This is a genomic window from Aeribacillus sp. FSL k6-2211 (assembly GCF_037966125.1).
In the GTDB taxonomy this organism is placed as follows: Bacteria; Bacillota; Bacilli; order Bacillales; family Aeribacillaceae; genus Aeribacillus; species Aeribacillus composti.
In genome coordinates this window covers 339389-364403 of the sequence record NZ_CP150190.1, presented here as the reverse complement: position 1 = coordinate 364403, position 25015 = coordinate 339389, and the positions used below count along the sequence as shown (strand labels likewise).

The following is a 25015-nucleotide window of genomic DNA, read 5'->3' as shown; positions in this document are numbered from 1 at the left end:
TTTTCCATGCAAGGGCTATTTTTATATCCTGTGATCTTTATCTAGCACCACAGGTTATATGTATTATGAAGTTTCTAAAGGTGGTTTGGGAATAGATGAAGCTACCGCTGCATCGATTATGGCGATCTACGGTTCTCTTGTGTATATGTCGGGAACGATTGGAGGATGGATTGCAGACCGCCTGTTAGGGACAAGCAAAACTGTTTTTTACGGCGGAATTTTAATCATGCTCGGCCATATCGTCTTATCCTTCCCTGGAAATATTGAAGCTTTATTCATTTCCATGACGCTGATTGTTCTTGGTACTGGACTTTTAAAGCCGAATGTATCAAGTGTTGTCGGCGATCTTTATGCAGATAACGATGCCCGCCGCGATTCAGGGTTTAGTATTTTTTACATGGGTATTAATTTAGGTGGATTTTTAGCTCCCATTATTGTTGGAACTTTAGGACAAGGATATAATTTTCATCTTGGCTTTGCTCTTGCTGCTATTGGTATGTTTTTCGGGCTTTTGACATTTGTCCTGACAAAAAAGAAAAACCTTGGTCTCGCCGGAACACAGGTGCCTAACCCGTTACAACCGGAAGAACGAAAAAAAGTATTCACTATTTTCGGCATCGGCGCTTTAGTAATTATCGCCTTTTTAGCTGTCACCATCCCTGCAGGACTTTTGACTATAAATAGCTTTACTATGATTGTCAGCATCCTCGGAATTGTAATACCTGCATGTTATTTTATATTTATGTACCGGAGTCCTAAAACAACAGAAGTGGAGCGTTCGCGTGTAATTGCTTACATTCCGCTCTTTATTGCCGCAGTAGTTTTTTGGGCTATTCAAGAACAAGGGGCTATTATTTTGGCCACTTATGCAGATAAGCGCACCCAATTATCCTATGCAGGACTTGAACTGCACTCATCATGGTTTCAATCATTGAACCCTTTATTTATCATCTTTTTGGCGCCGGTTTTTGCATGGTTTTGGGTGAAGCTTGGAAAGCGTCAGCCATCAACACCGAGCAAGTTTGCATTCGGACTTATTTTTGGCGGTCTATCATTTCTAGTTATGATCATTCCTGCTTATGTAAACGGTACTGAGTCATTAGTTAGCCCTTTATGGCTCGTACTTAGCTTCTTCCTTGTTGTAATCGGAGAGCTGTGCTTGTCCCCAGTAGGACTTTCAGCAACTACAAAGCTTGCTCCAGCGGCTTTTTCAGCGCAAACAATGAGCCTATGGTTTTTAACTAGTGCAGCCGCTCAAGCCATTAATGCCCAGCTTGTAAAATACTACACAGTTGAAACAGAAATTGTTTATTTTGGCATTATCGGCATGATTTCAATTATTCTTGGCCTTATTTTATTCTTCATGGCACCTATGATTAAACGTTTGATGAAAGATGTTCTATAATAAAGTCTTGCTGCATGATAAAAACCTGCCTGTTCAAACATAAACAGGCAGGTTTTTTGCCATATATGAAGTTTGTTTTTGCCAAAATCACTCAGCAAAAAATTTTGAATTTCTCTCCGCTTACTTTGATACTTTATCCAAAAGCTTCAATGATTCTCTATTAAATGCTTCTAAGTCAGCAGGTGTGCGGCTTGTAACCAATTGGTTTTGGCACACGACAACTTCTTCGTCATGATAGTTGGCGCCTGCATACTCCATATCTACGCGAATTGATTTATAGCCAGTTGCATCCCGACCTTCCAATGCTTTTGCCGAAATTAGCAGCTGAGGTCCATGACAAATAGCAAATACCGGTTTTTTCGCATCCATCATAGCTTTTACAAAAGAAACAAAACGGTCATCCGCACGCAAAATGTCCGGCGAGAAACCTCCCGGCAAAAGAAGTGCATCAAAATCGTCCGGTTTTACATCATCAATCGAATAGTCAATTTTAACTTCCGCTTCACCTTTTTTTCCTTTAACTTTTTTGCCAGCTTCTTTTTCAATTGTGACCACTTCATGACCTGCTGATTGAAATGCTTCTGCAGGACTTGTGAACTCACTGTCTTCGAACAAGTCTGTAATAAGAGTAGCTACTTTTGCCATGTGATCAACTCCTTTATTTTAGATTATCATAAAAAATTTTGTGGAAACATTTATTTGCTTCATATATTATTATCAATTACCTATATTACTAATCAAACGTTTGTTTAACAATAAATATGATTGCCAAAATCAGCAGTCTCGCAATTCGGCTGCCTTCATCGGCGTTTAGAGGCGGAATTTTTCAGATAAATCGAATCAACCAAGACAAAATGGACCAAGCAAGCTATTAAGCCTGTTTCATTTGTCTTCAATATAGAAATGCTGTCAGCTTCAAGTCCTTGCATTTTGATGCTGAGTTCAGTATTCCAACCTCTTTCAGCTAATAAACCGAATGCGCCGGGCAGCGAAGCTTTGACATTACAGTTGAATTAGAAAATGAAAACGTTCGTTTATAAATTTATTTGAGAAGAGCGGGCTTTTAAATAAGAATTTCGGGGAGGGACGACAACTATCCTTTTCTTTCTGGAAGAAAACATTTGATCGTTTGCACAATTAGGGAGCTGCAAGCTCTTTAAAACGAAGGGAAACAGTTGTCTAAACCGAAAAAACTAACGGTTCTCAGTCCTCATCTTTTTTAAACATACATTTTTAATATGCGGTCTACTGCTCCACCATATGATTCCCCAAACAAATTCAGATGGACAAGCAAATAATAAAGCTGGTACAAAGGCTTGATTTCCTCATATCTTTCGGAAAGAGGGTAATATTCTTCATATGAGCGGTAAAAATCTTGGGAAAAGCCGCCAAATAATTCGGTAAAGGCAATTTCAAAATGGCGATCTCCATACATTACGGACGGATCAATTAAAAATGGTTCCCCATTCGGTCCAACTATCCAATTCCCTCCCCATAAATCGCCGTGTAAAAGAGAAGCCTCCACGTTTGCTGGAATCCATTCATGCAAGCGATTAAGGAGAGTTTCCAATCTTTTTCCACGTTCACCACGTATATAATTTTTCTTGATTCCTATTTCCATTTGTCCGCTTAAACGGTAGTCCCGATAGTATTCAAGCCAAGATGACATAAGGCGGTTTCTTTGAGGCAGCGTTCCAATATATGTATTTTTCGAATATCCGTGATATACAAAATGGCTTTTGTGTAAAGCTGCCAGCTTTTGGCCTAACAGCTTTTCTGTATTATCATCTTTATTACCGTTCACCCATTCCATGATCAAAAATCCCTCGTTGGAATTCTCGGAGTAAGCAAACACCTTCGGTACGCGCACGGTGTTAGTATCCCTAATCAGTTGAAGCCCTTCCGCTTCCAGACGGAAAAAATCTTCGGGAGCTTCTAAATTGTACTTTAAAAAATACGTTTGGTTTTCTGTCTGTACAAAATAGCTTTCGTTAATATCACCTCCGCTTACTTTCCGAATGTTTTCGATTACTCCAAAATCTCCAGCAGCCCTTAATGCTTCCGCTATAATTTTTTTCATCCTGCCTCCTCTTTTTCTTTTTTTACTTATCTTTTCATAAATCATATATCTTTTGCAACGAAATCAACAAAGCAGCCTTTATTAATTGAAAAGTTATTTTTCTTTAGATTTCATTGTTCCAACAATAAAATATTCAAGAGCTTTTACATCTTCTATTAATTTTCTCCGTAATTGTTGATATGTTTCAAAAGATTGGTAGTCTAAATGATGATTTTCTTCAAACATTGTGCACAAATCGTTAAAGTTTTTGTAGATTCGGTCAAAATTTTTTTCCATCAGCACCAAAACATTTTTCATTCTCCTTTTCCTACTCCTTTTCCAAAAACCCCTTAAAAGAGACGGCGCAAAAATTCTCCTTATTTTATTTCGGAAAAAATAATTATATTTTCGACTCTTTCATAAATAATAGTTACTTCTCATACATTTTTAGTTGGAATCACTCATATCGTGTAAGGTGTCATTCCGACATTCATGATAAAATGGTAAAAAGGAAATCAGATACATTGGAGTGAATATTGGATGACAAAACAAGAAATTGAACAAAGAATCGCCGAATTAAAATCTGACTATATCCGCATTCAAGGGGACATCGAAAAGCTTGAATCAGTCGGAGGAAATATAGAAAAAGCGGAACAGCAGCTTACGGAAATTGAAAACGAGTTGGCCAATCTTAGAACGGCACTGAACAAGCAGCGTTAACACCAAGATCAAATTCCGCTGTCCGTTTCCTTTCATAATCATTTTCATTGATCCATTGGATGGGAAAAAAGAAGGTTCTGTGTGGTTTTATCCCCTCCAGGTGGAAAGTAAAAAAAGTGTTCTTAGGAGTCTGCCGGAGAGGGGATTTTTTATGGTGAAAAATCAAACATGTAACTCATATTCAGAAGATCTGAAGCGTGAATCGTTCGTTTGAAATGAAAGGAGGCTCCCTTATCGGCAACTTCATGAACACTTTGGAATTAAGCGGCATACGCAAAATTTAAGAAATGAAAAAATGTAGAGGCTTTTTGATGCGTTTTTACGATCGGCGGGAAGTATGAAAACACATGCAATTTAAAAATTTAGAAGAAGAAAGCACAAGTCGATTTGCTTAAAAAGCGCCGTCCAAATCTATACGGGAAGAAGTGGTCCTAAAAGCCGATCGGTTTCATATTATTGATAAAGCATTTATGTTTGTTGCGATCATTTTTTTAGGATTTCATAAATGCTTTCATTTTTTCTAAATCACAATGATGTGATAAATCAAAAAAAATTAGAACTGATTGCTGGATGAGATCAAATCGAACAGGTGGACACATCCCATATGTAACGAAATCCATATACTTTCATCTCCAGATCCTTTTTTATTTCTAATTTACACGGCTAAGAGTATGACAGACAATGTGAACGACACAACGCTGTACGTCGCCTTTCGGATAAAGCGCTCCTCCAGTCCTGGCAATCATCGAATACGCTTAAAGCACTTCTTGACACCTCTTGTGTAAAGGTTTTACAGAATTTTGTCCACCTACGAAAAAATCCAAAATTTTGCGATATCCTTTTTCGTTTACTCCTAACACTACATAAATGACTTTTTTCAACCGTCGTAGTCCAAATATAAAACAGCATAACGCTTGGATAGTGGACGGTTGCTCCATTTTTGATGTCCTCTCTTTCTGGTCATACAACTGATCGTCAGGAGAATAGGGACTTTCCATCCACATGCTAATTTCCCGTGTCTTGATGATCGCTTCCTAAAGCGAGCCCGTATAATGTTTATAAAAGGGAAATTCGCGTTTGAAATTCCGAGTTTCGTTCTTAGCACCAAAAGGGCATCAGTCTAATCGATCTCCGGGTAAAGAAAACGCATGGAAGTTGTTTCGGCAGTTTGCATCGGAATAATTGAGTAAATTTTAAAAGAGAAGCCCGATCTTGAGTCTCGCCTTCATGAACCTAAGCAGTAATCGAAGTGTGATGTACACGATAAATACCATCCAACGAGCGATCAAGGAGATTCGGAAACGTCTAAAGCCGATGAACAGTTTAAGCAGTTAAGAATCCGCTGAAAAAGCATTATATTTGACCTTTCAAACTTTTAGCAGAACGAAAAGTTACGAAGATTTGCAGAAGCGCAGGAAGCCCTCCAGCGAAAATTCGAAGAACATAACAATTAATCATATATGGCAGATTAATTGTGTTTACTGCTTATTGATGCCTCTTTTTTATGGGTTAAAACGTTAATATTTTTGGAATTTGACTTTCTAGACAGTCTCCTGCAAAGGAAATCGGTTCCCTATCAATTCCAAACTCATTCAGAAATATTGTATCTGCCCCGCATTACATAAAATTTTTTAACAGTATACCCATTTATACCATTCTCTACTTTTGTAAAAAAATATGACAAGGTTTTTTATTTGGTTTTTGTAATTTTTTGTAGATTTTCGTAGATTTAATTTAATATTAATTTAAAATTTGTTAAATATTTTAAAAATTATTTACATATAGAAAGGAGGGGGTTGATTAATGATCATTTTCCATGAAGTAAATAAACATTACGGAAAATTCCATGTTCTGCAAAATATCAATCTGCATATTAAACAAGGGGAAGTTGTCGTCATTATCGGTCCTTCAGGATCCGGGAAAAGTACACTCGTTCGTTGTATTAACAGGCTTGAAACAATTTCTAGTGGAGAATTAATAGTAGATAATGTAAAAGTTCATGACAAAAAAACAGATATAAATAAATTACGCCGCAACATCGGGATGGTATTTCAACATTTTCATCTTTATCCTCACAAAACCGTCCTACAAAACATTACGTTGGCTCCTATAAAAGTGCTAGGAATTGCAAAAGAAGAGGCTGAAAGAACTGCAATGTACTATTTAGAAAAAGTAGGAATACCTGATAAGGCAAATTCCTATCCATCCTCTCTATCCGGAGGACAACAACAGCGTGTTGCAATTGCCCGTGGTCTTGCAATGAAACCAAAAATCATGTTGTTTGATGAACCAACTTCTGCACTGGATCCAGAAACAATCGGAGAAGTGTTAGACGTCATGAAAAAGCTGGCGAAAGAAGGGATGACCATGGTGGTTGTAACACACGAAATGGGTTTTGCCCGAGAAGTTGCAGACCGAATTGTGTTTATTGATCAAGGGAAAATATTAGAGGTTTCAACACCTGAAGAATTTTTCTCCAATCCAAAAGAAGAAAGAGCAAAAAATTTCCTAAACAGAATATTAAATCATTAAATATGAAGGGGGATGTTATATATGAGCTTTCGATCATTCTGTAAGAAAATACTTTCCATTTCTTTAATTTCTATTTTATGTATATCTATTTTGTCAGCCTGCGGCGGAAAAACTACTACTAATACTACTGCAGAACAAGAAAAAACAGAAAATTCTTCCGACAATCAAAATACGTTAGAAAAAATAAAAGAAAGGGACAAATTGATTGTCGGCGTAAAATATGATTTAAATCTTTTCGGACTTAAAGATCCTAAAACCGGAAAGGTGGAAGGGTTTGATATCGATATTGCTAAAGGTTTAGCTAAAAAAATATTAGGAGATGAAAATAAAATCGAACTGAAAGAAGTAACTTCTAAAACCCGAATTCCTCTTTTAAACAATGGCGATATCGACTGTATCATTGCCACAATGACTATATCGGAAGAGCGCAAAAAAGAAGTAGATTTTTCAGATGTTTATTTTATGGCCGGACAATCTTTACTTGTGAAGAAAGACAGCAAAATCAACGGTATTTCTGACGTCAAAAAAGGTGTAACCGTTTTAACGGCAAAAGGATCTACTTCCGCTCAAAATATTCGTGAAAAAGCACCAGAAGCAACTGTATTAGAATTTGAAAATTATGCTGAAGCCTTTACTGCTTTAAAAGCTGGTCAAGGAGATGCTTTGACAACAGATAATGCTTTATTACTAGGAATGGCAAAGCAAGATCCTAATTTCCGAGTCGTTGATGAAACATTTACAGAAGAACCTTATGGAATTGCTGTCCGCAAAGGTGATACAGAATTTGTAAATACAATTAATGAATATTTAAAAGAAATTAAAGAAAACGGTGAATATGACAAAATTTATGAGAAATGGATCGGAGACGTACCAAAAAATGAAAAATAATTTGATAAACAGATGAGCGGTTTTTCACCCTCATCTGTTTCTTCCTGAAAGGAGTGATTATATTTGTTGAATTTTTCCATACTCATTGATCATTGGGATATGTATATAGAAGGCTTTTTTTATACAATAAAAGCTAGTGTATTCGCTATGATTGCAAGCTTAGTTGTAGGAACAATTATCGCTATTTTCCGTATAGCTCCCTTTCGACCACTCAATTGGCTTGGCACGATGTACGTGGAATTTATCCGAAACATCCCGTTGATGTTAATAGTATTTGTATTCTTTTTCGCTCCTTCCGCTTTGGGGTTACGCATTAATTCTTTTTTGGCAGGAACACTAGGTCTTACAACTTATACAGCCGCATTTATCGCCGAGTCGATACGTGCAGGTATTCAAGCAGTACCGAAAGGTCAAATGGAAGCTGCCCGTTCTTCCGGTTTAACATACGTACAAACGATGTGGTATATTATTTTGCCACAAGCAATTAAAATTGTTATCCCTCCATTAGGAAATCAATTTCTTAATCTTGTGAAAAACTCGTCTGTACTCGGTGTAATTGCTGGCTTAGATCTCATGTATTTCGGTGATTTAATATCTTCTGAAACATTCGTAACATTTGATGTATATATTTTTGTTGCTATGTTTTACTTGCTGTTAACTATTCCTTTAAGCTTAAGTGTCAGTTTTCTTGAACGCAGACTAGCAAAAAATAGATAAAGAGGATAGCCCTCTACCATGTAAATATATTGAATAAATTCAATTTGTATCCACTAACATGAGGTTAAGAATCTATAGGTGTTAAAGAATTGGGAGAAATTATAGAGGGAGGGGAAAACAAAATGGATTTTATTGGTGCTTATTCACCCAGTCATATCATATTTCTTTTGAAAGGATTTTCTGTCACCCTACTTGTTGCTTTTATATCCATTTCCCTTAGTTTTATATTCGGCATCATGATCGGTGTATTGCGTTACACAAAAGTTCCGGTCATTAGTCACCTACTGGCCGTTTGGGTGGAAACGATTCGAAACTTACCGTTATTATTAATTATTTTCTTTACGTTTTTTGCTCTTCCAGAAATAGGGTTAAAATTAGATAAAATGGCCGCTGCCATTTTAGCATTAGTAGTTTTTGAATCTACTATGTTGTCAGAAATTGTTCGAAGTGGATTAAATTCCATTGAAAAAGGTCAAATAGAAGCTGCTCGTTCTTCTGGATTAAATTATTTGCAAACTTTATGGTATATTATACTGCCGCAAGCTTTACGCCGGATGGTTCCGCCAATTGTCAGTCAATTCATTTCACTACTAAAGGATACTTCTTTTGCTGTCGTGATCTCTTTACCAGAATTAATGAATCATGCACAAATCATTAATGGCAAAAATATCAACTATGTCATTCCGATCTTTATTTTAGTTGCTCTCATGTATTTTACTGTAAATTATTTATTATCATTAGTTTCAAGACGGTTGGAAAACAAATATATCTAAATAGACGTTTCGTAGGTTTCTGGCCATAATGGTATTATAATTGTCTATGAGGGAGAATGCGATGAATAACCGCCTTTGGACACTTGTTGTCCTTGTTTTCACTACTGCACTTCTGGGAGAAATGAAAATCAATCCTTTTGATAATTTTTTTCGATTTTCATTAGGAAGTGCAATTTTCTTCTTTGGATTACTATCTTTTCGATCTGCTCCTATCCTTGTAACTGGATTTAGTACTGGCATTTTTGTTTTGCTGTTTCGGATGATGATCGATCTTATATTAGGGCGAGTCTTTTGGATCGACAGTTTCTTTATCCATTTACCCGCTGCCTTTTACTATTTTAATTTTACTTTACTCGTTTATGTTACAAAAATTCAAAAATATTTAAAAACTCCCATTCGTGTAGGAATCATTGGAGCATGCATTGATTTTTCATCTAATATGGTGGAATTATCTTTTCGCATACTAATACAAGAACAATTTACCCTCACGTTAGAAACTATTTGGATGCTACTTTTATTTGGGATTTTAAGAAGTTTTTGCGCAGTAGGGCTTTACAATATTTTAAATTTTTCTCAATTAAAAGCCATAAGCGAAGCGCGACAACATGAACTCGAACGTCTCGTTATGATCAATACAAGCCTTTATGAAGAAACATTTTTTTTGCGGAAATCAATGAGCCATCTAGAAGATATTACTAGAAAAAGCTATCAACTATATATGCGTTTAATGGAATTAGAAAATAAAGAGGCAAGTACAGCCCTTTATATTGCTGAACATGTTCATGAAGTGAAAAAAGATTCACAAAAGATTTTGGCAGGATTATCTAAACTAATGAGTCAAGAGCAACTAAACCTTCATATTTCCATTACAGATATTTGCGATTTAGTTATTAAAACTAATCAAAAATATGCAGAAGCTTTAGAAAAGCCAATTCAATTCCAAAAAAAATGTGATATTGACTCATGTACTAACCATGTATATGCTCTTCTATCTGTATTAAACAACCTTGTTTCAAACGCAGTCGAAGCAATACATCATTCAGGTTGGGTTGAACTGCGTGTAGTGGAAGATAATCATAACATAAAATTTTTCGTAACCGACTCCGGTATTGGTATATCCGAGGAAGATCAAGACTGGATTTTTGAACCCGGATTTACAACAAAATTTGACAAAAACGGGAATCCATCAACAGGAATCGGTTTGACACACGCCCAAAAAATTGTACAAAATTTAAATGGTTCAATACAATTATCAAATGAAAAAGGACCACCTACTCAATTTATAGTAACGATACCAAAAGATCAGCTGTTTAAAACGCTTACATAGGTATTCCATAATAAAGAAAGGGGGGAACATGATGTACCTTCGCTTCTTCCTAATTGAAGACGATCCTGTTGTTAGAAGAATGTTGGAAAAAATAATAACAGACAGCGGGCTTGGAAAAGTTATCGGACAAGCAGATGATGGGATTAATGTTTCAATCGATCAACTCAAAAATGTGGATGTTATTCTAATTGATCTATTGATGCCTCGACTAGACGGCATTCAAACAATGAAAAAATTGAGAAGCGAAGGATTCACCGGTCCCTTTATTATGATTTCTCAAGTTGAAAATAAAGAAATGGTCGGTGAAGCATACTTGCAGGGTGTCGACACATACATTCAAAAACCTATTAACAAATACGAAGTTGTTTCCGTTTTAAAACGAGTTGCCAACCATCTTGCCTTATCTTCTTCACTTATATCTATTCGCAATTTATTAGAAGTAATGGATGATAAAGATAAAGATCAGCAAACATTTTTAAAAGCTTCTACATATTCTGCAAAGCATTCGATTGAGGAAAAAGCTTGCCATCTCCTTCTCACTTTAGGCATTGCTGGCGAGACGGGAACTTCTGACATATTAGCAGTAATAAAATGGCTAGAGGCTCGAGAACAGAATGGAAAAAATATACACGACCTTCCTCAATTAAAAGACTTATACAAACAAATTTTGCTGCAATCTGGCAATCATTTTGATGAAGAATCTCTACAAAAGGAATTGCGTGCCATGGAACAGCGTATTCGCCGAATAGTTTTACAAACATTCACCAATTTAGCTTCAATTGGATTAACTGATTATACAAATCCTAATTTCGAACATTACGCCCCTCGTTTATTTGATTTTGAAGAAATCCGCCAACGAATGGAGGAACTAAAAAATGGAGAAAAGACAACAAAATGCCGATTGAGCATAAAAAAATTTATAACTGCACTTTATTTAGAGACAAAAGAAGAAATGAATTTTCACTAGTTTCTTACATATATAGTAAAAATTATTTTTCATCAGCATCTCTTGTCCACCTCCACCGATGAATTGGAATCTATTCCCGGCAATCTGTTGACACATGTTATATCTTAATCCTTTCTTTTATAAGGGAAATGATCCGCCGAATATAAAGTTGTAAGAAAGCAATGATCATCATACTATGTCTACTACACAATAAAAAACTGAACCACCGCACGAATGATATGATACCCTTTATAGTTGACCGAAAAAAGAAAGCTCATGGAAGGGATTTTTATGTGGAAAGCCTTCGATAACATATAATGTAACAATCGGTAATGTAACAATCGGTTAAGTCCAAATTTTTTTGTAAATTTCCCTCTTTGATAGAAACATGGATCTGATGGCTTGACGTGGCAGGTAAATCCGGCAAGTCTTCCTGTCGGTCGTCTTCCCGGACAAATGATCATGTTGTCAAGGAACGTTGCGGCAGGGATCTTGCCCAGAATTCCACGTTCTCCTTGATACAGCGAATGAGTCATCGCCAGAGTTTTCCAATTCACCATTCGAGTTTCTTGCTCTTTCGTTTTCAACAACCACCTTTAGCTCCTGTCACTTTTCTGCCCTGCTACGACTCTTTATTCATGCCTAACAGATTGGGTTTACGCATTTCAACTGGCTCTTTTTTTGACGGCAAAAAATTGATCGATCTTATTAGATCGATCTAAAAACATGTTTTCCATACCAATCATTTTACTTTTCTAATTTTTCCTGAGCAGTTGGTTTTGGACTCAATTTCGAACAAGGTCCTGCCTGAAGCATGTAGCTTCCTCCATCATGACCGAGCATGTTTCTTACATCTTTTGCAACGTCAATTATGCGATCTAAATGAATTCCAGTCTCAATCCCCATCTCTTCTAGTGAATGAACTAAATCCTCTGTTGCAATGTTACCCGTTGCTCCTGGTGCATATGGGCATCCGCCGAGACCTGCGACAGAACTGTCAAAATGGATGACACCTTGCAGCAAAGCGGCAACCACATTCGCCAACGCCATTCCGCGCGTATTATGGAAGTGCATGGAGAAAGTCATGTGAGGAAATTCCTTTTTTAATACGCCAAGATATTGATAGACTTGTTTTGGATTAGCCATTCCTGTCGTGTCAGCAAGCGAAACTTCAGTTATCCCCATTTTCTTATATCGATCTACAATTGTTACTATTTTTTCTAAAGGCACTTTTCCTTCGTATGGACATCCAAATGCAACGGAAATTGATCCTCCTACTTCAACATTATGTTTTTGCGCCAAATCGACAATAGGTTCAAATCCTCTTTGCGCTTCTTCCACAAGGCAGTTTGCATTTGATAAACTATGCGAATCTGTTGCCGAGAGCATAAGCTTCAATTTCTTTATTCCAGCCGCAATTGCTCTTTGGGCCCCTTTTACATTTGGCACTAAAGCCCGAAATTTAATATGCGTTAAATCTTCTATCCCTTTCACAACTTCCTCGGCGTCTTTCAACTGCGGAATTGCTTTTGGATGAACGAACGATGTCACTTCTATCGATTGAACTCCTGTGTTCGCAAGCGCACGGATAATTTTTATTTTTTGTTCAGTCGGAATCCATTGATCCTCTGATTGAAACCCGTCGCGCGGCGCAACTTCGCAAATGATGACCCTTGCAGGAAACATGACATCACTCATTTAAATGACTCCTTTCTCTTTTAACTCGGCAAGCTCCTGTTTTGATAACCCTAATTTTCCGCCTAATATTTCTTCATTATGCTCTCCAAGCTCAGGAGCGCGGTAACGAATGGTTCCAGGAGTTTTTGAAAAATTAGGAACGACGCCCGGCACTTTTACTTTTCCAAGCCGAGGATGCTCAACTTCTACTATGTTTTTCCTAGCTTGATAATGTTCATTTTCAAAAATATCTTTAATACTTAAAATCGGACTGACAGGCACACCGTACAAATCCAATTTTTCCTGCAGCTCCTTCAGCGTAAACTGGCGTATCCAGTCAGAGACAATCTTTTGTACTTCATCGTCATGTTTTAAACGTTGTGAATTTGTATAATAACGTTCATCCTCAAGCATATCTGTTCGTTCCATTGCTTCTGCAAGCCGATTAAAAGTTGAATCAGTACTGCAAACAAGAACAACATATTTTCCATCCTTCGTTTCATATGTTCCTGCTGGACTTGAATGTCCGGCCAACCCGGGTGTTCTTTCTCTTACTATACCGTTTTGGTCATATTCAGCTACTAAAAATTCGAGCATTCGGAAAATCGATTCATATAATCCCATTTCGACTACTTGCCCTTCTGGATCATCAGTTTTATCACGGTAATATAATGCACTGACCGCAGCAAATGCAGTATATACACCAGTGATATAATCAAGCAATGAATAAGATGGACTGACAGGCGGTCTGTCCGGATACCCTTGGATATAAGTATGGCCGCTGAAAGCGGTGCACGGAGTTCCGAACCCGGCTTTTTCGCGATACGGTCCTGTTTGACCGTAGCCGGAGATTCGAACCATAATCAATTTAGGATTTGCTTTTTTCAATTCTTCATACCCTAGCCCCCACTTTTCAAGAGTACCGGGGCGAAAGTTTTCAATTAAAATATCCGTATTTTTTATAAGTTTTTTTAAAATTTCTTTTCCTTCTTCTTTCCGTATATCTAAAGTAACTGATTTTTTGTTGCGGGCAAGCCCTGGCCATCTGAGCGGCTCATTCCCCTTCCAAGGGCCTACAGTCCGCAAAGTATCACCTTTATTGGGCAATTCAATTTTCGTCACTTCGGCGCCAAGGTCAGCTAACAGTGTTGCCCCAAAAGGAGCAGCGATCATAGTCGATATATCCAAAATATTTACTCCTGTTAACGGACCATATTTTCCTTTTTCCATCGTATCCCCCTCCAAAACATTAATTTTTCTCTGGCAGCATGCCTAATACATTGCTTCGCAAATTGCTTAAATGGACTTTCATCGCTTCCGATGCTTTTGCTTTATCTTTCTGTTTCACGGCTTCCAAAATCGCTTCATGTTCAAAAAAAGATTCAGAATAACGCGCTTGCGACTGCAACGTTTGCTTTCGCACTTGGCGGTATAAATTCAAATTCGTATCCATAAATGAGATGAACACAAAATTATGTGTCGCTTGGGCGAGAGATAAATGAAAGTTGCTGTCTGCATCTATTTCCTCTTCCGGATTTTTTAACTTTTCTTCCATTAATTTCAATGCCTTTTCCATCTTTTCTATATCTTCTTTCGTTGCCCTTTCGCATGCTATTTCAGCAATTTTTGGCTCCAATGCTTCCCGGGCCTCCAAAAATTGAATCACTGTTGTTTTTTCGAGTACATCAATAGGGTTGATCTGATATTTCAGAATCAAGCTTTGATCGACTTTTTGAACGAACCGTCCGCCGCCTGGTTTTGAAATAATGATTCCTTCCGATTCTAAAACTCTGCATGCTTCCCGCAAAGAAGTCCTGCTGCACCCGAGAATTTTCGCCAATTCACGCTCCGGAGGCAGGCGGTCATTTGGTTTTAGTTTTCCTTCTTCTATCAGTTGCTTAATTTGATCAACAATTTTTTCGTAAACTCTCGTATTGGTGAGCTCATTAAATATATTGGATTTCATAAACATGTTCCTTTCATTTTTTGGGCTGTTGGGCAGTCCAATTTTATTAAAATTATAATATTCTGTCATTAAATCGTCAAGCTGCTGCACCATCGAACATGTAAAACACCGTAAGATATGAAGAGAAAAGCGTTCAATGCAAGATGTAAGATGATTTTTCTTATCCAAGGCATTTCATTTCTCATGTGGAAACGTTTCATTACACTTCTAAAGCAAGTGTGTGTTAACATTCCATCTATTCCTAAATTTCTTGAAATATATTATGATTAATTAATAGCAATCAATCCGTGATTCATTTTTCCGAAGGAGGAACGCAATGTATAAGCAATATTTGCCTTTTGCGATAAAGTTAGCTAAAGAGGCCGGTGAATTGATTCGGCCGTATGCAGGAAAAGCTGGGCAGCAAACATTAAAGTCAGCAAAAGATTTTGTGACTGAAATGGATTTGAAAGCTGAAAAGCTGATCATTGATCGCATTCAGGAGACATATCCTGATCACCGCATATTCAGTGAGGAAGCCGGCAGCATTGGGGGAAAGGATGAATTTGAATGGGTGATTGACCCTATTGACGGGACCATCAACTACAGCTTCGGCGTTCCGCTTTACGGAGTTTCCATCGCCCTAACCTATCAAAATGATCCAGTCGTCTCTGCTATATCATTGCCTGCTTTTGGGGAAACGTATTGGGCAGCAAAGGGAGAAGGAGCCTATTTAAATGGAAATGCTATAAACATTCGAAATGCCAGCCTGGCGGAAGCTTTTATTTCCATTGGCGATTTTGCAAAGGACGCCAATAAACAAACGAATAAAGAGCGCATTTCATTGCTTGAAAACATTGTAAACGACGTTTACCGAGTCAGAATGATCGGAACAGCTGCTGTCACTTTAGCCTACATTGCTTGCGGCAAACTTGATATCGCAGTCTACTATAAGCCTAATTTTTATGATATTGCTGCTGGACAGCTGCTTGTGTGCGAAGCGGGCGGAGCTATACAAACGATCGGAAATTATACTGTCATTGCTGATCAAAAAATAATAGACGAGATAGCACCTTTACTGCCTGTTCAGCACACAACGGCATAAAAGCAGTCCGCAAGTCTAGACTGCTTTTATGCTTTTCTGCTGCCATATAATACAACGACATTTCCGTTTTCATGATGCTGGGCCCGTTCGTGAAATAACGTTTTGCTAACAAAAACCGGAACGATGATTCAAAAGATAAATCATTTAGCGATTGATTGTCCAGCCTGCTGGCTTAAAAGACGAAAAGCTTTTAAAAATCTATTAATGAACTTGCCCCTTTGCAATGCTTTTCATTTGGAGGCCAGACAGAAAGGTCGAACGGAAAATCGGAGCCAGGCACTACTCGATCTTCTCCCACTATTCGCACTAAATAGTCAATGCTTGCTTGCTCCCACAAAACATTGTCATACCAAAAACGCTTTAAGTATTCTTTCGGAGAGGATGTTAAATTTTTTGAAACCGCTTCCCATTCTTCGTATCCTTTTTCTATTCTGCCGATTTGGTAAGGCAAAAATCCTCCGCCATGGGCAAATAATATTTTCACATTTGGAAATCGATCAATCAATCCGCTTAATAAAAGATCTGTAGCACAAATCGTTGTTTCCCACGGAACACCGATTAAATTTGGCATCATTCTTCTTTTCAAGCGAGGATCTTCGCTCAATAACGGATGAATGAAAACAATCGCTTTCAACCGATCGGCTTCTTCAAAAAATGGGATAAAAAATTCATCTGACAGCATATGATTAGCTGCCCCAGGACCGATAATGGCTCCTTTTAACCCTTTTCCCATCGCATCTGTCAAGATTTGTGCAGCTTTATCCGGGTTATTTAACGGAACCGTTGCCAGCGCAGACAATTTTTCCGGGAACGATTGCACAAGCCGCGCTAATGAATCATTATACACGCCGGATAGTTCAGCAGTGATTTCTTCCGGAAACTCGTACATAAAAAGCTGCGGTATCGGTGAAATGACGGAATGATGAACTCCCGCTTTCAATTGTTCGTTTAAAAAAAGGGTTAAATCTAAAAAAGATTTTTTTAATTCAAATCCCCATTTTTGATTAACAATCAAAAACTCTTCCTTATCCTTTTCTTTTTTCACCCATTCAGCATGAATAGTTTCTTTATGTTCTTTTACCCATTCCATCACGCCTTCAGGGATGAAATGTGTATGAAAATCATACATCTCTCCACTCTCCCACCAAATTATGAAAAATTCAAATACCCCATTCTTTCAGAAATTTCCTTGCTTGCTGCGATCACTTGTTTCGCCATCGCCTTAAGCTTGTAAGAATTGATTCGTTGTTTTGGACCGACTACAGAAAGTGCTGCAATAACCTTTCCGGTATAATCATAAATCGGGGCGGCAATGGAATTAACTCCCTCGGACAATTCTTCAATGCTAACGGCATACCCATTCTCCCTTACTTTTTTTAAATGATCTCTCAGCTTCTCAGGATCCGTAATCGTATTTTTAGCAAAACGCTTTAACCCTTTAGATATAATTTTTTCGACCGTTTCATTTTCCGAAAATGCAATTAAAACTTTTCCAGAGCTCGTGCAATAAGGCGGATTGCGTCTCCCGATATGGGTTAAAAATCTTACGGGGTGATTGCACTCTACTTTTTGCAAATAAACAACTTCTAAATTGTCCAATACAGAAATATGGGCAGTTTCACCGGTTGCTTCGACCAGTTTATTTAGTACAGGCTGCGATTCTCTGTAAATATCCATATTGCTGAATAGCACGCCGCTTAAAGATAAAATGGATAATCCCAATCTGTATTTCTTCGTTTCTGAATCTTTATAAACAAATCCTTCACTTGCCAACGTCTTCATTGTCCTGCTGACTGTGCTTTTATTTAATCCTAGAGAATTGGATAAATCGCTTATTTTTTTTTCTGGCTCTTCCATTGTAAAGCTTTTCAATATTTTCAGCGCATTTTTGATGGAAGAAAGCTGATTTTTCTCGTCTTTTCCATTCAATGTACACCCTCCCCCTCTACATCAATTTTCTTTATACGAGAATATATCAAATATATGAACAACTGAAAAGTAAAAAATTAAATATTTCGATATTTTTAAAAATTTTTATATTTGTTGCATATATAGCAATTTAGAAGTTGAAAGTGCAACATAGGGAAACTACCATTAAAGTCACAGTTGAAATTTATGATGATATTCGGGAGGGTGAATCATGCCAATCAACTCAAACGGAACGATTAACTGCTTGCATTTTATTAACGGACAATTTGTTGAATCCGATAACAAAAGGACCTTTGACAATATTAATCCTGCAACTGAGGAAGTAATCGGAACAGTCGCTGAAGGAGGAAAAAAAGAAGTCGACTATGCCGTTTCCGCTGCCAAAAGGGCTTTGAACGGCCCTTGGAAAAACATAACATTAACGGAGCGTTCAAAAATTTTGCGGCGCATTGGCGATTTAATCCAAGAAAGACAGGATGAGCTGGCACGATTGGAATCATTGGATACAGGAAAACCGCTATCTCTTGCAAAAAAAATTGACATTCCCCGTGCTGCCTATAACTTCCACTTCTTCGCTGACTACATCATTTCGATTACGAATGAAGCTTATCAGCAAGATGATCAGGCCATTCATTATGCACACAGACGCCCAGTCGGAGTAGTGGGAATTATCAAGCCTTGGAATTTACCTCTTTTATTATTGACTTGGAAGCTGGCTCCATGTTTAGGAATGGGCAACACAGCTGTTATTAAACCTGCAGAGTGGACTCCTTTAACCGCTACTGCATTAATGGAAATTTGCAAAGAGGCCGGTGTTCCGGACGGAGTTGTCAACCTTGTTCATGGCTTCGGTCCAAACTCCGCTGGGGCAGCAATTGCCGAACATCCTGACATTGACGCCATTTCCTTTATCGGTGAACCCGGTACAGGAGCAGCCATTATGAAAGCAGCATCTAATTCCTTGAAAAAACTTTCATATGAATTGGGCGGCAAGAATCCAAACATTATTTTTGCCGATTCAGATTTAGATGAAGTCATTGAAACTACCATCAAATCAAGCTTTATTAACCAAGGCGAAGTTTGTCTTTGCGGTTCAAGAATTTATGTAGAGCGCCCAGCTTACGAAGAGTTTTTAGAAAAATTTGTAAAGAAAACAAAAGAATTAAAGATTGGCGATCCATTTGAAAATGGCACAGATGTCGGCGCACTCGTAAGCAAGGAACATTACGAACGCGTCAACAGCTACATCGACATAGCCAAGCAAGATGGGGCAGAAATTTTAACAGGCGGAAAGCGTCCAGACGGATTAGATAAGGGTTATTATCTCGAACCTACAATCATAACTGGTTTGGATCGAAATTCCCGCTGCGTACGGGAAGAAATATTCGGCCCAGTTGTAACTGTCTCTCCGTTTGACATGGAGGAGGAAGTTATAGCCCAAGCCAATGATACACATTACGGATTAAGCGCAACTATTTGGACAAATAATTTACGGCGTGCACACAGGGTGGCACATCAAATTGAAGCAGGCATCATTTGGGTCAACACCTGGTTCCTGCGTGATTTACGAACGCCGTTTGGAGGAATGAAGCACAGCGGAATTGGCAGAACGGGCGGCATGCACAGCTTAGATTTTTATACAGAGCTTTCAAACATAACGATAAAGCTATAATTTCAGGTGCCGTTGAAACATAAGGAGTATGTTAAAATAGCCTGCTTACCAAATCATTCTGTCTGAATGAGAAAGGAAGGAAAAAATGTTAACAACGAAAATTGCCAACTTTGCCAATCAACTGCAGGAAGCTGAAGCTTTAAACAGGGCGACAGATCCTCTTACTGCCGTTGATCCGAATCTGACTGCCGAAGAAGCTTATCTTATACAACTGGAAAATATAAAAAGAAAGGTCGATCAAGGTCAAAAAATTGTCGGAAAAAAAATCGGCTTAACATCTTTAGCAATGCAAAAGCTGCTTGGAGTCGATGAACCGGACTATGGACATTTATTAGATTACATGGTCGTTGAAAACGGCGGAAGCATTTCCATGAAAAAAGTTTTGCAGCCGCGAGTAGAAGCTGAAATTGCCTTCATTTTAAAAAAGGAGCTTAAAGGTCCAAACGTAACCGCTTTAGACGTGATCTTAGCAACTGACTATATTGTTCCGGCATTAGAAATTGTCGACAGCCGCATTAAAGATTGGAAAATCAAGCTGGCTGACACCATTGCCGACAACGCTTCATCCGGATATTTCTTATTGGGAGGAAAACCGGAAAAAATAGAAAATGTTGATCTCGAATTAATTGGAATGAGCTTGACAAAAAACGGGGAACTAGTCAATACCGGTGTCGGCGCAGCAGCATTAGGCAATCCGGCAAACTGTGTCGCATGGCTCGCCAACAGGCTGGCTGATTTTGATATTTCTTTACGTCCCGGAGAAATCATTTTATCAGGCGCTCTATCCAGAGCCGCTGATGCACAAGCTGGAGACGTCTTTACGGCGCGGTTCGCTCATCTCGGGCATGTAACGGTATCATTTACAGAATAATAGATTGAAAGGAGAATTTTATGAATAAAGTAAAGGTTGGAATTTTAGGGTCCGGCAACATCGGAACAGATTTAATGTACAAAATCCGTCGATCAGATGTGTTGGAGCTTACAACGGTCATCGGAATTGACCCCTCATCGGACGGATTAAAAAAAGCAAAAGATTTCGGATATTACACGATTGATACCGGCATTAAAGGTTTTTTAGAAAATCCCGATCTAGCGGATATTCTATTTGATGCCACCTCCGCAAAAGCTCATATACGCCATGCAAAATTGCTGAAGCAAGCAGGGAAAAAAGTTCTTGACTTAACACCTGCTGCCGTCGGTCCGTCTGTCATACCTCCTGTAAATATTGATAAACATTTGGATGCCGACAACATTAATTTAATTACATGCGGAGGCCAAGCGACGATTCCGATCGTTCATGCCATCAACAAAGTTCAGCCTGTCAAATATGCAGAAATTGTGGCAACGATATCAAGCAAAAGCGCCGGTCCCGGAACTAGAGCAAATATTGACGAGTTTACCGAAACGACAGCGCGCGGAATCGAGGAAATCGGCGGCGCTAAAAAAGGGAAGGCTATCATTATTTTAAACCCTGCTGAACCGCCGATTATGATGAGAGATACGATATATTGCCTTGTAGAAAATGATTTTGTCGATCAAAAAAAGATTACTCAATCCGTCAAAGATATGGTGGAAGTAGTCCAATCTTATGTACCGGGCTATCGCTTAAGACAAGAACCTCTCTTTGACGGAAATAAAATAACAGTTTTTATCGAAGTGGAAGGCGCTGGAGACTATTTGCCGACTTATTCAGGCAATTTGGATATCATGACAGCCGCAGCAGTGAAAGTGGCGGAGGAATGGGCGAAAAATATTACTTCTAAAGTGAATGTTTAAGGAAGGAGTGAATATCGTGGGAGAACGTAACATACTGATTACTGAAGTCGCTTTAAGAGACGGCAGCCACGCGATTCGACATCAATATACTGTGGATCAAGTCGTAGCCGTCGCAAAAGGGTTGGATGATGCCAATGTACCTTATATTGAAGTTTCGCACGGAGACGGTTTAGGTGGCTCATCTCTGCAATACGGACTTTCTTTAACAAATGAAATGGAATTGATCGAAGCCGCTGTATCTACTGTCACGAATGCCAAAATTGCTGTTTTGCTTTTGCCGGGAATCGGGACAATGAAAGAATTAAAACAAGCTGCACAGCTGGGGGTAAAAATGGCGAGAATCGCCACTCATGTAACAGAAGCGGATATTTCAGCACAGCATATTGCTTTCGCAAAAGAATTAGGATTGGAAACTGTCGGTTTTTTGATGATGGCCCATATGGTTCCAACAGAAAAACTGGTTGAGCAAGCAAAGCTTATGGAGAGCTATGGAGCTGATGTTGTATACGTTGTCGATTCAGCTGGCGCTTTTCTGCCGCATGAAGTAAAAGAAAGGATTCAAGCTTTAAAAAACAGCTTGTCAATTGAAATCGGATTCCATGGCCATAACAATCTTTCCCTAGCAATGGCCAATACATTAGCAGCCATTGAAGAAGGAGCGACGCGGATTGACGGAAGCATCCGCTGCTTAGGCGCCGGTGCAGGCAACACTCAAACGGAAGTATTAATCGCGGTGCTCAACCGTTTAGGAATCAACACCGGAATCGATTTATACAAAATTATGGACGTAGCCGAAAACATAGTAGCCCCCATTTTGGAAAAGCCGCAAGAAATTACAAAAGATGGACTAATACTCGGATATGCTGGAGTATATTCAAGCTTCCTGTTGCATGCACAAGCTGCCAGCAAAAAATTCGGAATTGATTCGCGCGACATATTAGTTGAGCTTGGCAAAAGAAAGGTTGTTGGCGGTCAAGAGGATATGATTATTGATGTAGCTGCTGAAATTTCAAAACAAAAACAAACGGCACATACTTAAGGAGGATGCAGCAAATGGCTGGCGCAGATATAAAAAAAATTGCTGACTACTTAGTAACAGCGGAAAAGGAAAAACGTGAAGTAAAAAAGGTAACGGCCTCATTAAAACCGGATTTGTCCGTCGAAGAAGCCTACGCCATTCAACAAGAGATTGTCAATATGAAAATAAATGAAGGTCACCGTATCATCGGTCCAAAAATGGGTTTGACAAGTTTTGCTAAGATGAAGCAAATGAAGGTCAATGAGCCTATTTACGGCTATGTATTCGATTATATGGTGATCAATAACGGCGGAGCATTGCCTTTTCATGACTTAATCCACCCAAAAGTGGAGGCGGAAATCGCTTTTGTATTAAAAGAAGATATTGAAGGACCTGGTGTCAATGGTGCACAGGTGCTTGCGAAAACAGAATACGTGATGCCGGCTCTTGAGATCATCGACAGCCGATATGAAAATTTTGATTTTACGCTTCCTGATGTAATCGCTGACAATGCGTCAACATCCCGGGTTGTATTCGGAACGTCTTTGAAAAAGCCGGAAGGATTAGAACTTGATTTAGTTGGATCGACTCTTTCCATAAACGGCGAAATAAAAGAGTTAGGAGCCGGAGCCGCTGTGCTTGGCCATCCTGCCCATTCCGTCGCTCTGCTTGCCAATATGTTATCACGAAAAGGACAAAAGCTGCGTGCAGGTGATGTTATTCTAACAGGAGGAATCACGAGCGCCGTCTTGATAAACAAAGGCGACTATGTCACAGGAAAATTTGACGGATTGGGCGAAGCAAGCTTCCATGTTGTTTAAATAGCGGAAGAAAAAAATTTCTTACCTGATAGGAGGGATGACATGCCTTTTGTTACTATTCAAATCATGGAGGGCAGGCCGCCAGAGAAAATAAAGGAGTTAATTCAAAATATAACAAATACTGTATCGGAAACGCTCGATTCACCAAAAGAAAACATCCGCGTTTTAGTGACAGAGGTGCCAAAAACCCATTGGGGAATTGCGGGCAAACCCGCATCTGAAGTAAGAAAATAATTTTAAAGGAGGAGAAGTAGCTATGACGATTGAGCTGGCTTTGTTAGCGCCTCATGTGCCAAGCATGTGCCATTTTGACCAAGTCCCCGACTTTCAAAAGGATATGGCCATTGAGATGCAAAAGATGTCAAAGACAATTTATGATTTAAAACCGGATGCCATCGTTCTTGTTTCCTGCCATTGGCCGTCGACTTTTTTCCATTATGTTGATTGCACTCCTGTCCATAAGGGCATTTTAACCGCTTTTGAATGTCCTGATTTAATTCGTGATGTTCCATATGAATATCCCGGAGATAAACAGCTTGGTGATGAACTAGTAAAAATCGGTCAAGATGCTGGACTGCAAGTTGTAGGAATAGACGACCCTTACTATGTTTGGGATTACGGAACGGTTGTGCCTCTTAGATACCTTGTGCCGAATGAAGACATACCTGTTGTGAATTTGTCCGTGACGATGGCTGCCACTTTAGATGAAACGTATAAATGGGGACAGCTGATTGCAAAAGTATTAAAAGAAAGCGAAAAGAAAATTGTATTTGTTTCAAGCGGCGCACTTTCCCACAATTTAGTCCGCGGCAGACACAATAAACCGACCGCTTCAGAACATGCACTAGATAAACAATTCATTAGTTATATAGTAAACAAAGAATATGATGCAGCCTATCAAATGCTTCCTCAATACGCCCGTCTGGCAAAGGTAGAATCAGGAGGAAGACATCTCGCCATGCTATTAAGCATGCTTGAAGACGATGACCAACCGAAATATTGGGCAGACGGCCAATCTTCCGGCAGCTGGAACGCACTGATCACATTTGAGAAAGTAAGTCAGCCGGCAGCCCCAAAAGTTAAGAACTAACATTCAATCAATAATAAAGAAACATGCCGTCGTTTAAAAAACAACAACGTTTTGAAAAAAAATATTTTGAACCTCCTGTTTTGTAAGCGTTTACTGTTATTATATAAGGCTATTAGAATTGGAATATTCCCTGAAATGGCATCTTTTTTTGCCTAGTTTCAGCAATTCTCTTAAAATCGCATCATATAAAAAATGTTGCGGGGCTGTCCAAAAAGTCAGGATTAACTGACTTTTTGGAGCCCCTTCATTTTAGGAACTTATCGGACAGGTCATTTTTTCTATCTTGTTTATATCCTTCAGAAGTCTATGAAGGACTTTTCTTATGCTCTCTTTCTGAATTCGTTCTTCAAAAGTTTTATGACAGACATTCAGCACATACAATTGCTTCTAGTTGACTTCATGCCTCTATGAAGGACAGGATTTTTTTGTCCTTCACAGTAGTATTGCTCCAAAATCCTTCATTTTAGGAACTCATCGGGCAGCCCATTTCAGAAAAGTTATAACTACATCAAATATCTGCTATCAGAGAAATAATAGCAAGCTGTCAGCAAAGCTGATAGCCTGTTTCGAGAATCCGCAATTCATAAACATCGTTGCTTTTATGACAGCATAAAT

24 protein-coding genes and 1 pseudogene are annotated in these 25015 nt (G+C 38.6%); 16 read left to right on the top strand and 9 right to left on the bottom strand.

Translation table 11 applies throughout. The annotated features are described in order from the left end of the window. Window positions 1-55: 55 nt before the first annotated feature. Window positions 56-1405, top strand: a pseudogene (locus NSU19_RS01830) (peptide MFS transporter); the annotation flags it as partial. A gap of 120 nt (window positions 1406-1525) precedes the next feature. On the opposite strand, the gene NSU19_RS01825 reads toward NSU19_RS01830, so the two are convergent. The 3 genes from NSU19_RS01825 to NSU19_RS01815 all read right to left on the bottom strand — a co-directional run bounded on the left by NSU19_RS01825 (window position 1526) and on the right by NSU19_RS01815 (window position 3782). After that, the gene (locus NSU19_RS01825; RefSeq protein WP_066247109.1) at window positions 1526-2050 is read right to left on the bottom strand and encodes a type 1 glutamine amidotransferase domain-containing protein; all 525 of its coding nucleotides are present in this window, start codon (window positions 2048-2050) and stop codon (window positions 1526-1528) included. A gap of 574 nt (window positions 2051-2624) precedes the next feature. After that, complete coding sequence (locus tag NSU19_RS01820) at window positions 2625-3485, bottom strand: fructosamine kinase family protein (RefSeq protein ID WP_339194019.1); 861 nt, start codon at window positions 3483-3485, stop codon at window positions 2625-2627. A gap of 93 nt (window positions 3486-3578) precedes the next feature. Next, a complete protein-coding gene (locus tag NSU19_RS01815) occupies window positions 3579-3782 on the bottom strand; it encodes a hypothetical protein (protein WP_063388739.1) in 204 nt (67 codons plus the stop codon). 222 nt (window positions 3783-4004) lie between these two features. Between NSU19_RS01815 and NSU19_RS01810 the strand changes: the two genes are divergently transcribed. The 7 genes from NSU19_RS01810 (at window position 4005) to NSU19_RS01780 (ending at window position 11388) form a co-directional block, all read left to right on the top strand. Next, window positions 4005-4184 carry an SE1832 family protein gene (locus NSU19_RS01810; RefSeq protein ID WP_063388738.1) on the top strand — a complete coding sequence of 60 codons (180 nt, stop codon included), beginning with the start codon at window positions 4005-4007 and terminating at the stop codon, window positions 4182-4184. A 1803-nt stretch (window positions 4185-5987) separates the two neighbouring features. Beyond that, window positions 5988-6716, top strand: coding sequence for an amino acid ABC transporter ATP-binding protein (locus tag NSU19_RS01805; RefSeq protein WP_066247113.1), 729 nt, complete (start codon window positions 5988-5990; stop codon window positions 6714-6716). Between the two features lie 21 nt (window positions 6717-6737). Continuing rightward, window positions 6738-7604: a glutamate ABC transporter substrate-binding protein gene (locus NSU19_RS01800; protein WP_066247116.1), complete on the top strand. Its 867-nt coding sequence runs from the start codon at window positions 6738-6740 to the stop codon at window positions 7602-7604. A 63-nt stretch (window positions 7605-7667) separates the two neighbouring features. Then, window positions 7668-8321: an amino acid ABC transporter permease gene (locus NSU19_RS01795; protein WP_339198434.1), complete on the top strand. Its 654-nt coding sequence runs from the start codon at window positions 7668-7670 to the stop codon at window positions 8319-8321. A gap of 122 nt (window positions 8322-8443) precedes the next feature. Further along, a complete protein-coding gene (locus tag NSU19_RS01790; protein WP_339198432.1) occupies window positions 8444-9094 on the top strand; it encodes an amino acid ABC transporter permease in 651 nt (216 codons plus the stop codon). 61 nt (window positions 9095-9155) lie between these two features. Beyond that, on the top strand, window positions 9156-10421 hold the full coding sequence (locus tag NSU19_RS01785) for an ATP-binding protein (protein WP_339198430.1): 1266 nt from the start codon (window positions 9156-9158) through the stop codon (window positions 10419-10421). A 31-nt stretch (window positions 10422-10452) separates the two neighbouring features. Then, window positions 10453-11388 (top strand): response regulator, encoded by a 936-nt coding sequence (locus NSU19_RS01780; RefSeq protein ID WP_066247125.1) that lies wholly within the window; start codon window positions 10453-10455, stop codon window positions 11386-11388. A 182-nt stretch (window positions 11389-11570) separates the two neighbouring features. On the opposite strand, the gene NSU19_RS01775 is transcribed toward NSU19_RS01780, so the two are convergent. The 4 genes from NSU19_RS01775 to NSU19_RS01760 all read right to left on the bottom strand — a co-directional run bounded on the left by NSU19_RS01775 (window position 11571) and on the right by NSU19_RS01760 (window position 15010). Continuing rightward, on the bottom strand, window positions 11571-11957 hold the full coding sequence (locus NSU19_RS01775) for a hypothetical protein (RefSeq protein WP_339198428.1): 387 nt from the start codon (window positions 11955-11957) through the stop codon (window positions 11571-11573). A 157-nt stretch (window positions 11958-12114) separates the two neighbouring features. Next, window positions 12115-13065 carry a hydroxymethylglutaryl-CoA lyase gene (locus NSU19_RS01770; protein WP_339198425.1) on the bottom strand — a complete coding sequence of 317 codons (951 nt, stop codon included), beginning with the start codon at window positions 13063-13065 and terminating at the stop codon, window positions 12115-12117. After that, entirely contained in the window at window positions 13066-14274 is a 1209-nt protein-coding gene (locus NSU19_RS01765; RefSeq protein ID WP_066247132.1) for a CoA transferase, read from the bottom strand. It lies immediately after the preceding gene. A 19-nt stretch (window positions 14275-14293) separates the two neighbouring features. Beyond that, window positions 14294-15010 carry a FadR/GntR family transcriptional regulator gene (locus NSU19_RS01760; protein ID WP_063388391.1) on the bottom strand — a complete coding sequence of 239 codons (717 nt, stop codon included), beginning with the start codon at window positions 15008-15010 and terminating at the stop codon, window positions 14294-14296. A gap of 316 nt (window positions 15011-15326) precedes the next feature. Here NSU19_RS01760 and NSU19_RS01755 point away from each other — a divergent pair, with 316 nt between their 5' ends. Further along, window positions 15327-16094, top strand: coding sequence for an inositol monophosphatase (locus NSU19_RS01755; RefSeq protein ID WP_066247136.1), 768 nt, complete (start codon window positions 15327-15329; stop codon window positions 16092-16094). A gap of 190 nt (window positions 16095-16284) precedes the next feature. Here the strand turns inward: NSU19_RS01755 and NSU19_RS01750 are convergent, their stop codons facing one another. Then, a complete protein-coding gene (locus tag NSU19_RS01750) occupies window positions 16285-17223 on the bottom strand; it encodes an amidohydrolase family protein (protein WP_117017460.1) in 939 nt (312 codons plus the stop codon). 20 nt (window positions 17224-17243) lie between these two features. Next, window positions 17244-18023, bottom strand: a complete 780-nt coding sequence (locus NSU19_RS01745) for an IclR family transcriptional regulator (protein WP_311066782.1) — start codon at window positions 18021-18023, stop codon at window positions 17244-17246. Window positions 18024-18234: 211 nt separating this feature from the next. Here NSU19_RS01745 and NSU19_RS01740 point away from each other — a divergent pair, with 211 nt between their 5' ends. From NSU19_RS01740 to NSU19_RS01710, 7 genes are all read left to right on the top strand, one after another. Continuing rightward, on the top strand, window positions 18235-19695 hold the full coding sequence (locus NSU19_RS01740) for an aldehyde dehydrogenase (RefSeq protein ID WP_063388380.1): 1461 nt from the start codon (window positions 18235-18237) through the stop codon (window positions 19693-19695). Window positions 19696-19780: 85 nt separating this feature from the next. Next, window positions 19781-20566 (top strand): 2-keto-4-pentenoate hydratase, encoded by a 786-nt coding sequence (locus NSU19_RS01735; protein WP_117017461.1) that lies wholly within the window; start codon window positions 19781-19783, stop codon window positions 20564-20566. A 20-nt stretch (window positions 20567-20586) separates the two neighbouring features. Continuing rightward, on the top strand, window positions 20587-21471 hold the full coding sequence (locus NSU19_RS01730; protein ID WP_063388382.1) for an acetaldehyde dehydrogenase (acetylating): 885 nt from the start codon (window positions 20587-20589) through the stop codon (window positions 21469-21471). Window positions 21472-21484: 13 nt separating this feature from the next. Then, window positions 21485-22510 (top strand): 4-hydroxy-2-oxovalerate aldolase, encoded by a 1026-nt coding sequence (gene dmpG, locus NSU19_RS01725; RefSeq protein ID WP_232515727.1) that lies wholly within the window; start codon window positions 21485-21487, stop codon window positions 22508-22510. A 14-nt stretch (window positions 22511-22524) separates the two neighbouring features. Further along, window positions 22525-23310, top strand: a complete 786-nt coding sequence (locus NSU19_RS01720; protein ID WP_339198423.1) for a fumarylacetoacetate hydrolase family protein — start codon at window positions 22525-22527, stop codon at window positions 23308-23310. 42 nt (window positions 23311-23352) lie between these two features. Then, window positions 23353-23544: a 4-oxalocrotonate tautomerase gene (locus NSU19_RS01715; RefSeq protein WP_066247150.1), complete on the top strand. Its 192-nt coding sequence runs from the start codon at window positions 23353-23355 to the stop codon at window positions 23542-23544. 22 nt (window positions 23545-23566) lie between these two features. Continuing rightward, window positions 23567-24400, top strand: a complete 834-nt coding sequence (locus NSU19_RS01710; protein ID WP_327863782.1) for an extradiol ring-cleavage dioxygenase — start codon at window positions 23567-23569, stop codon at window positions 24398-24400. The last annotated feature ends 615 nt before the right edge of the window (window positions 24401-25015 follow it).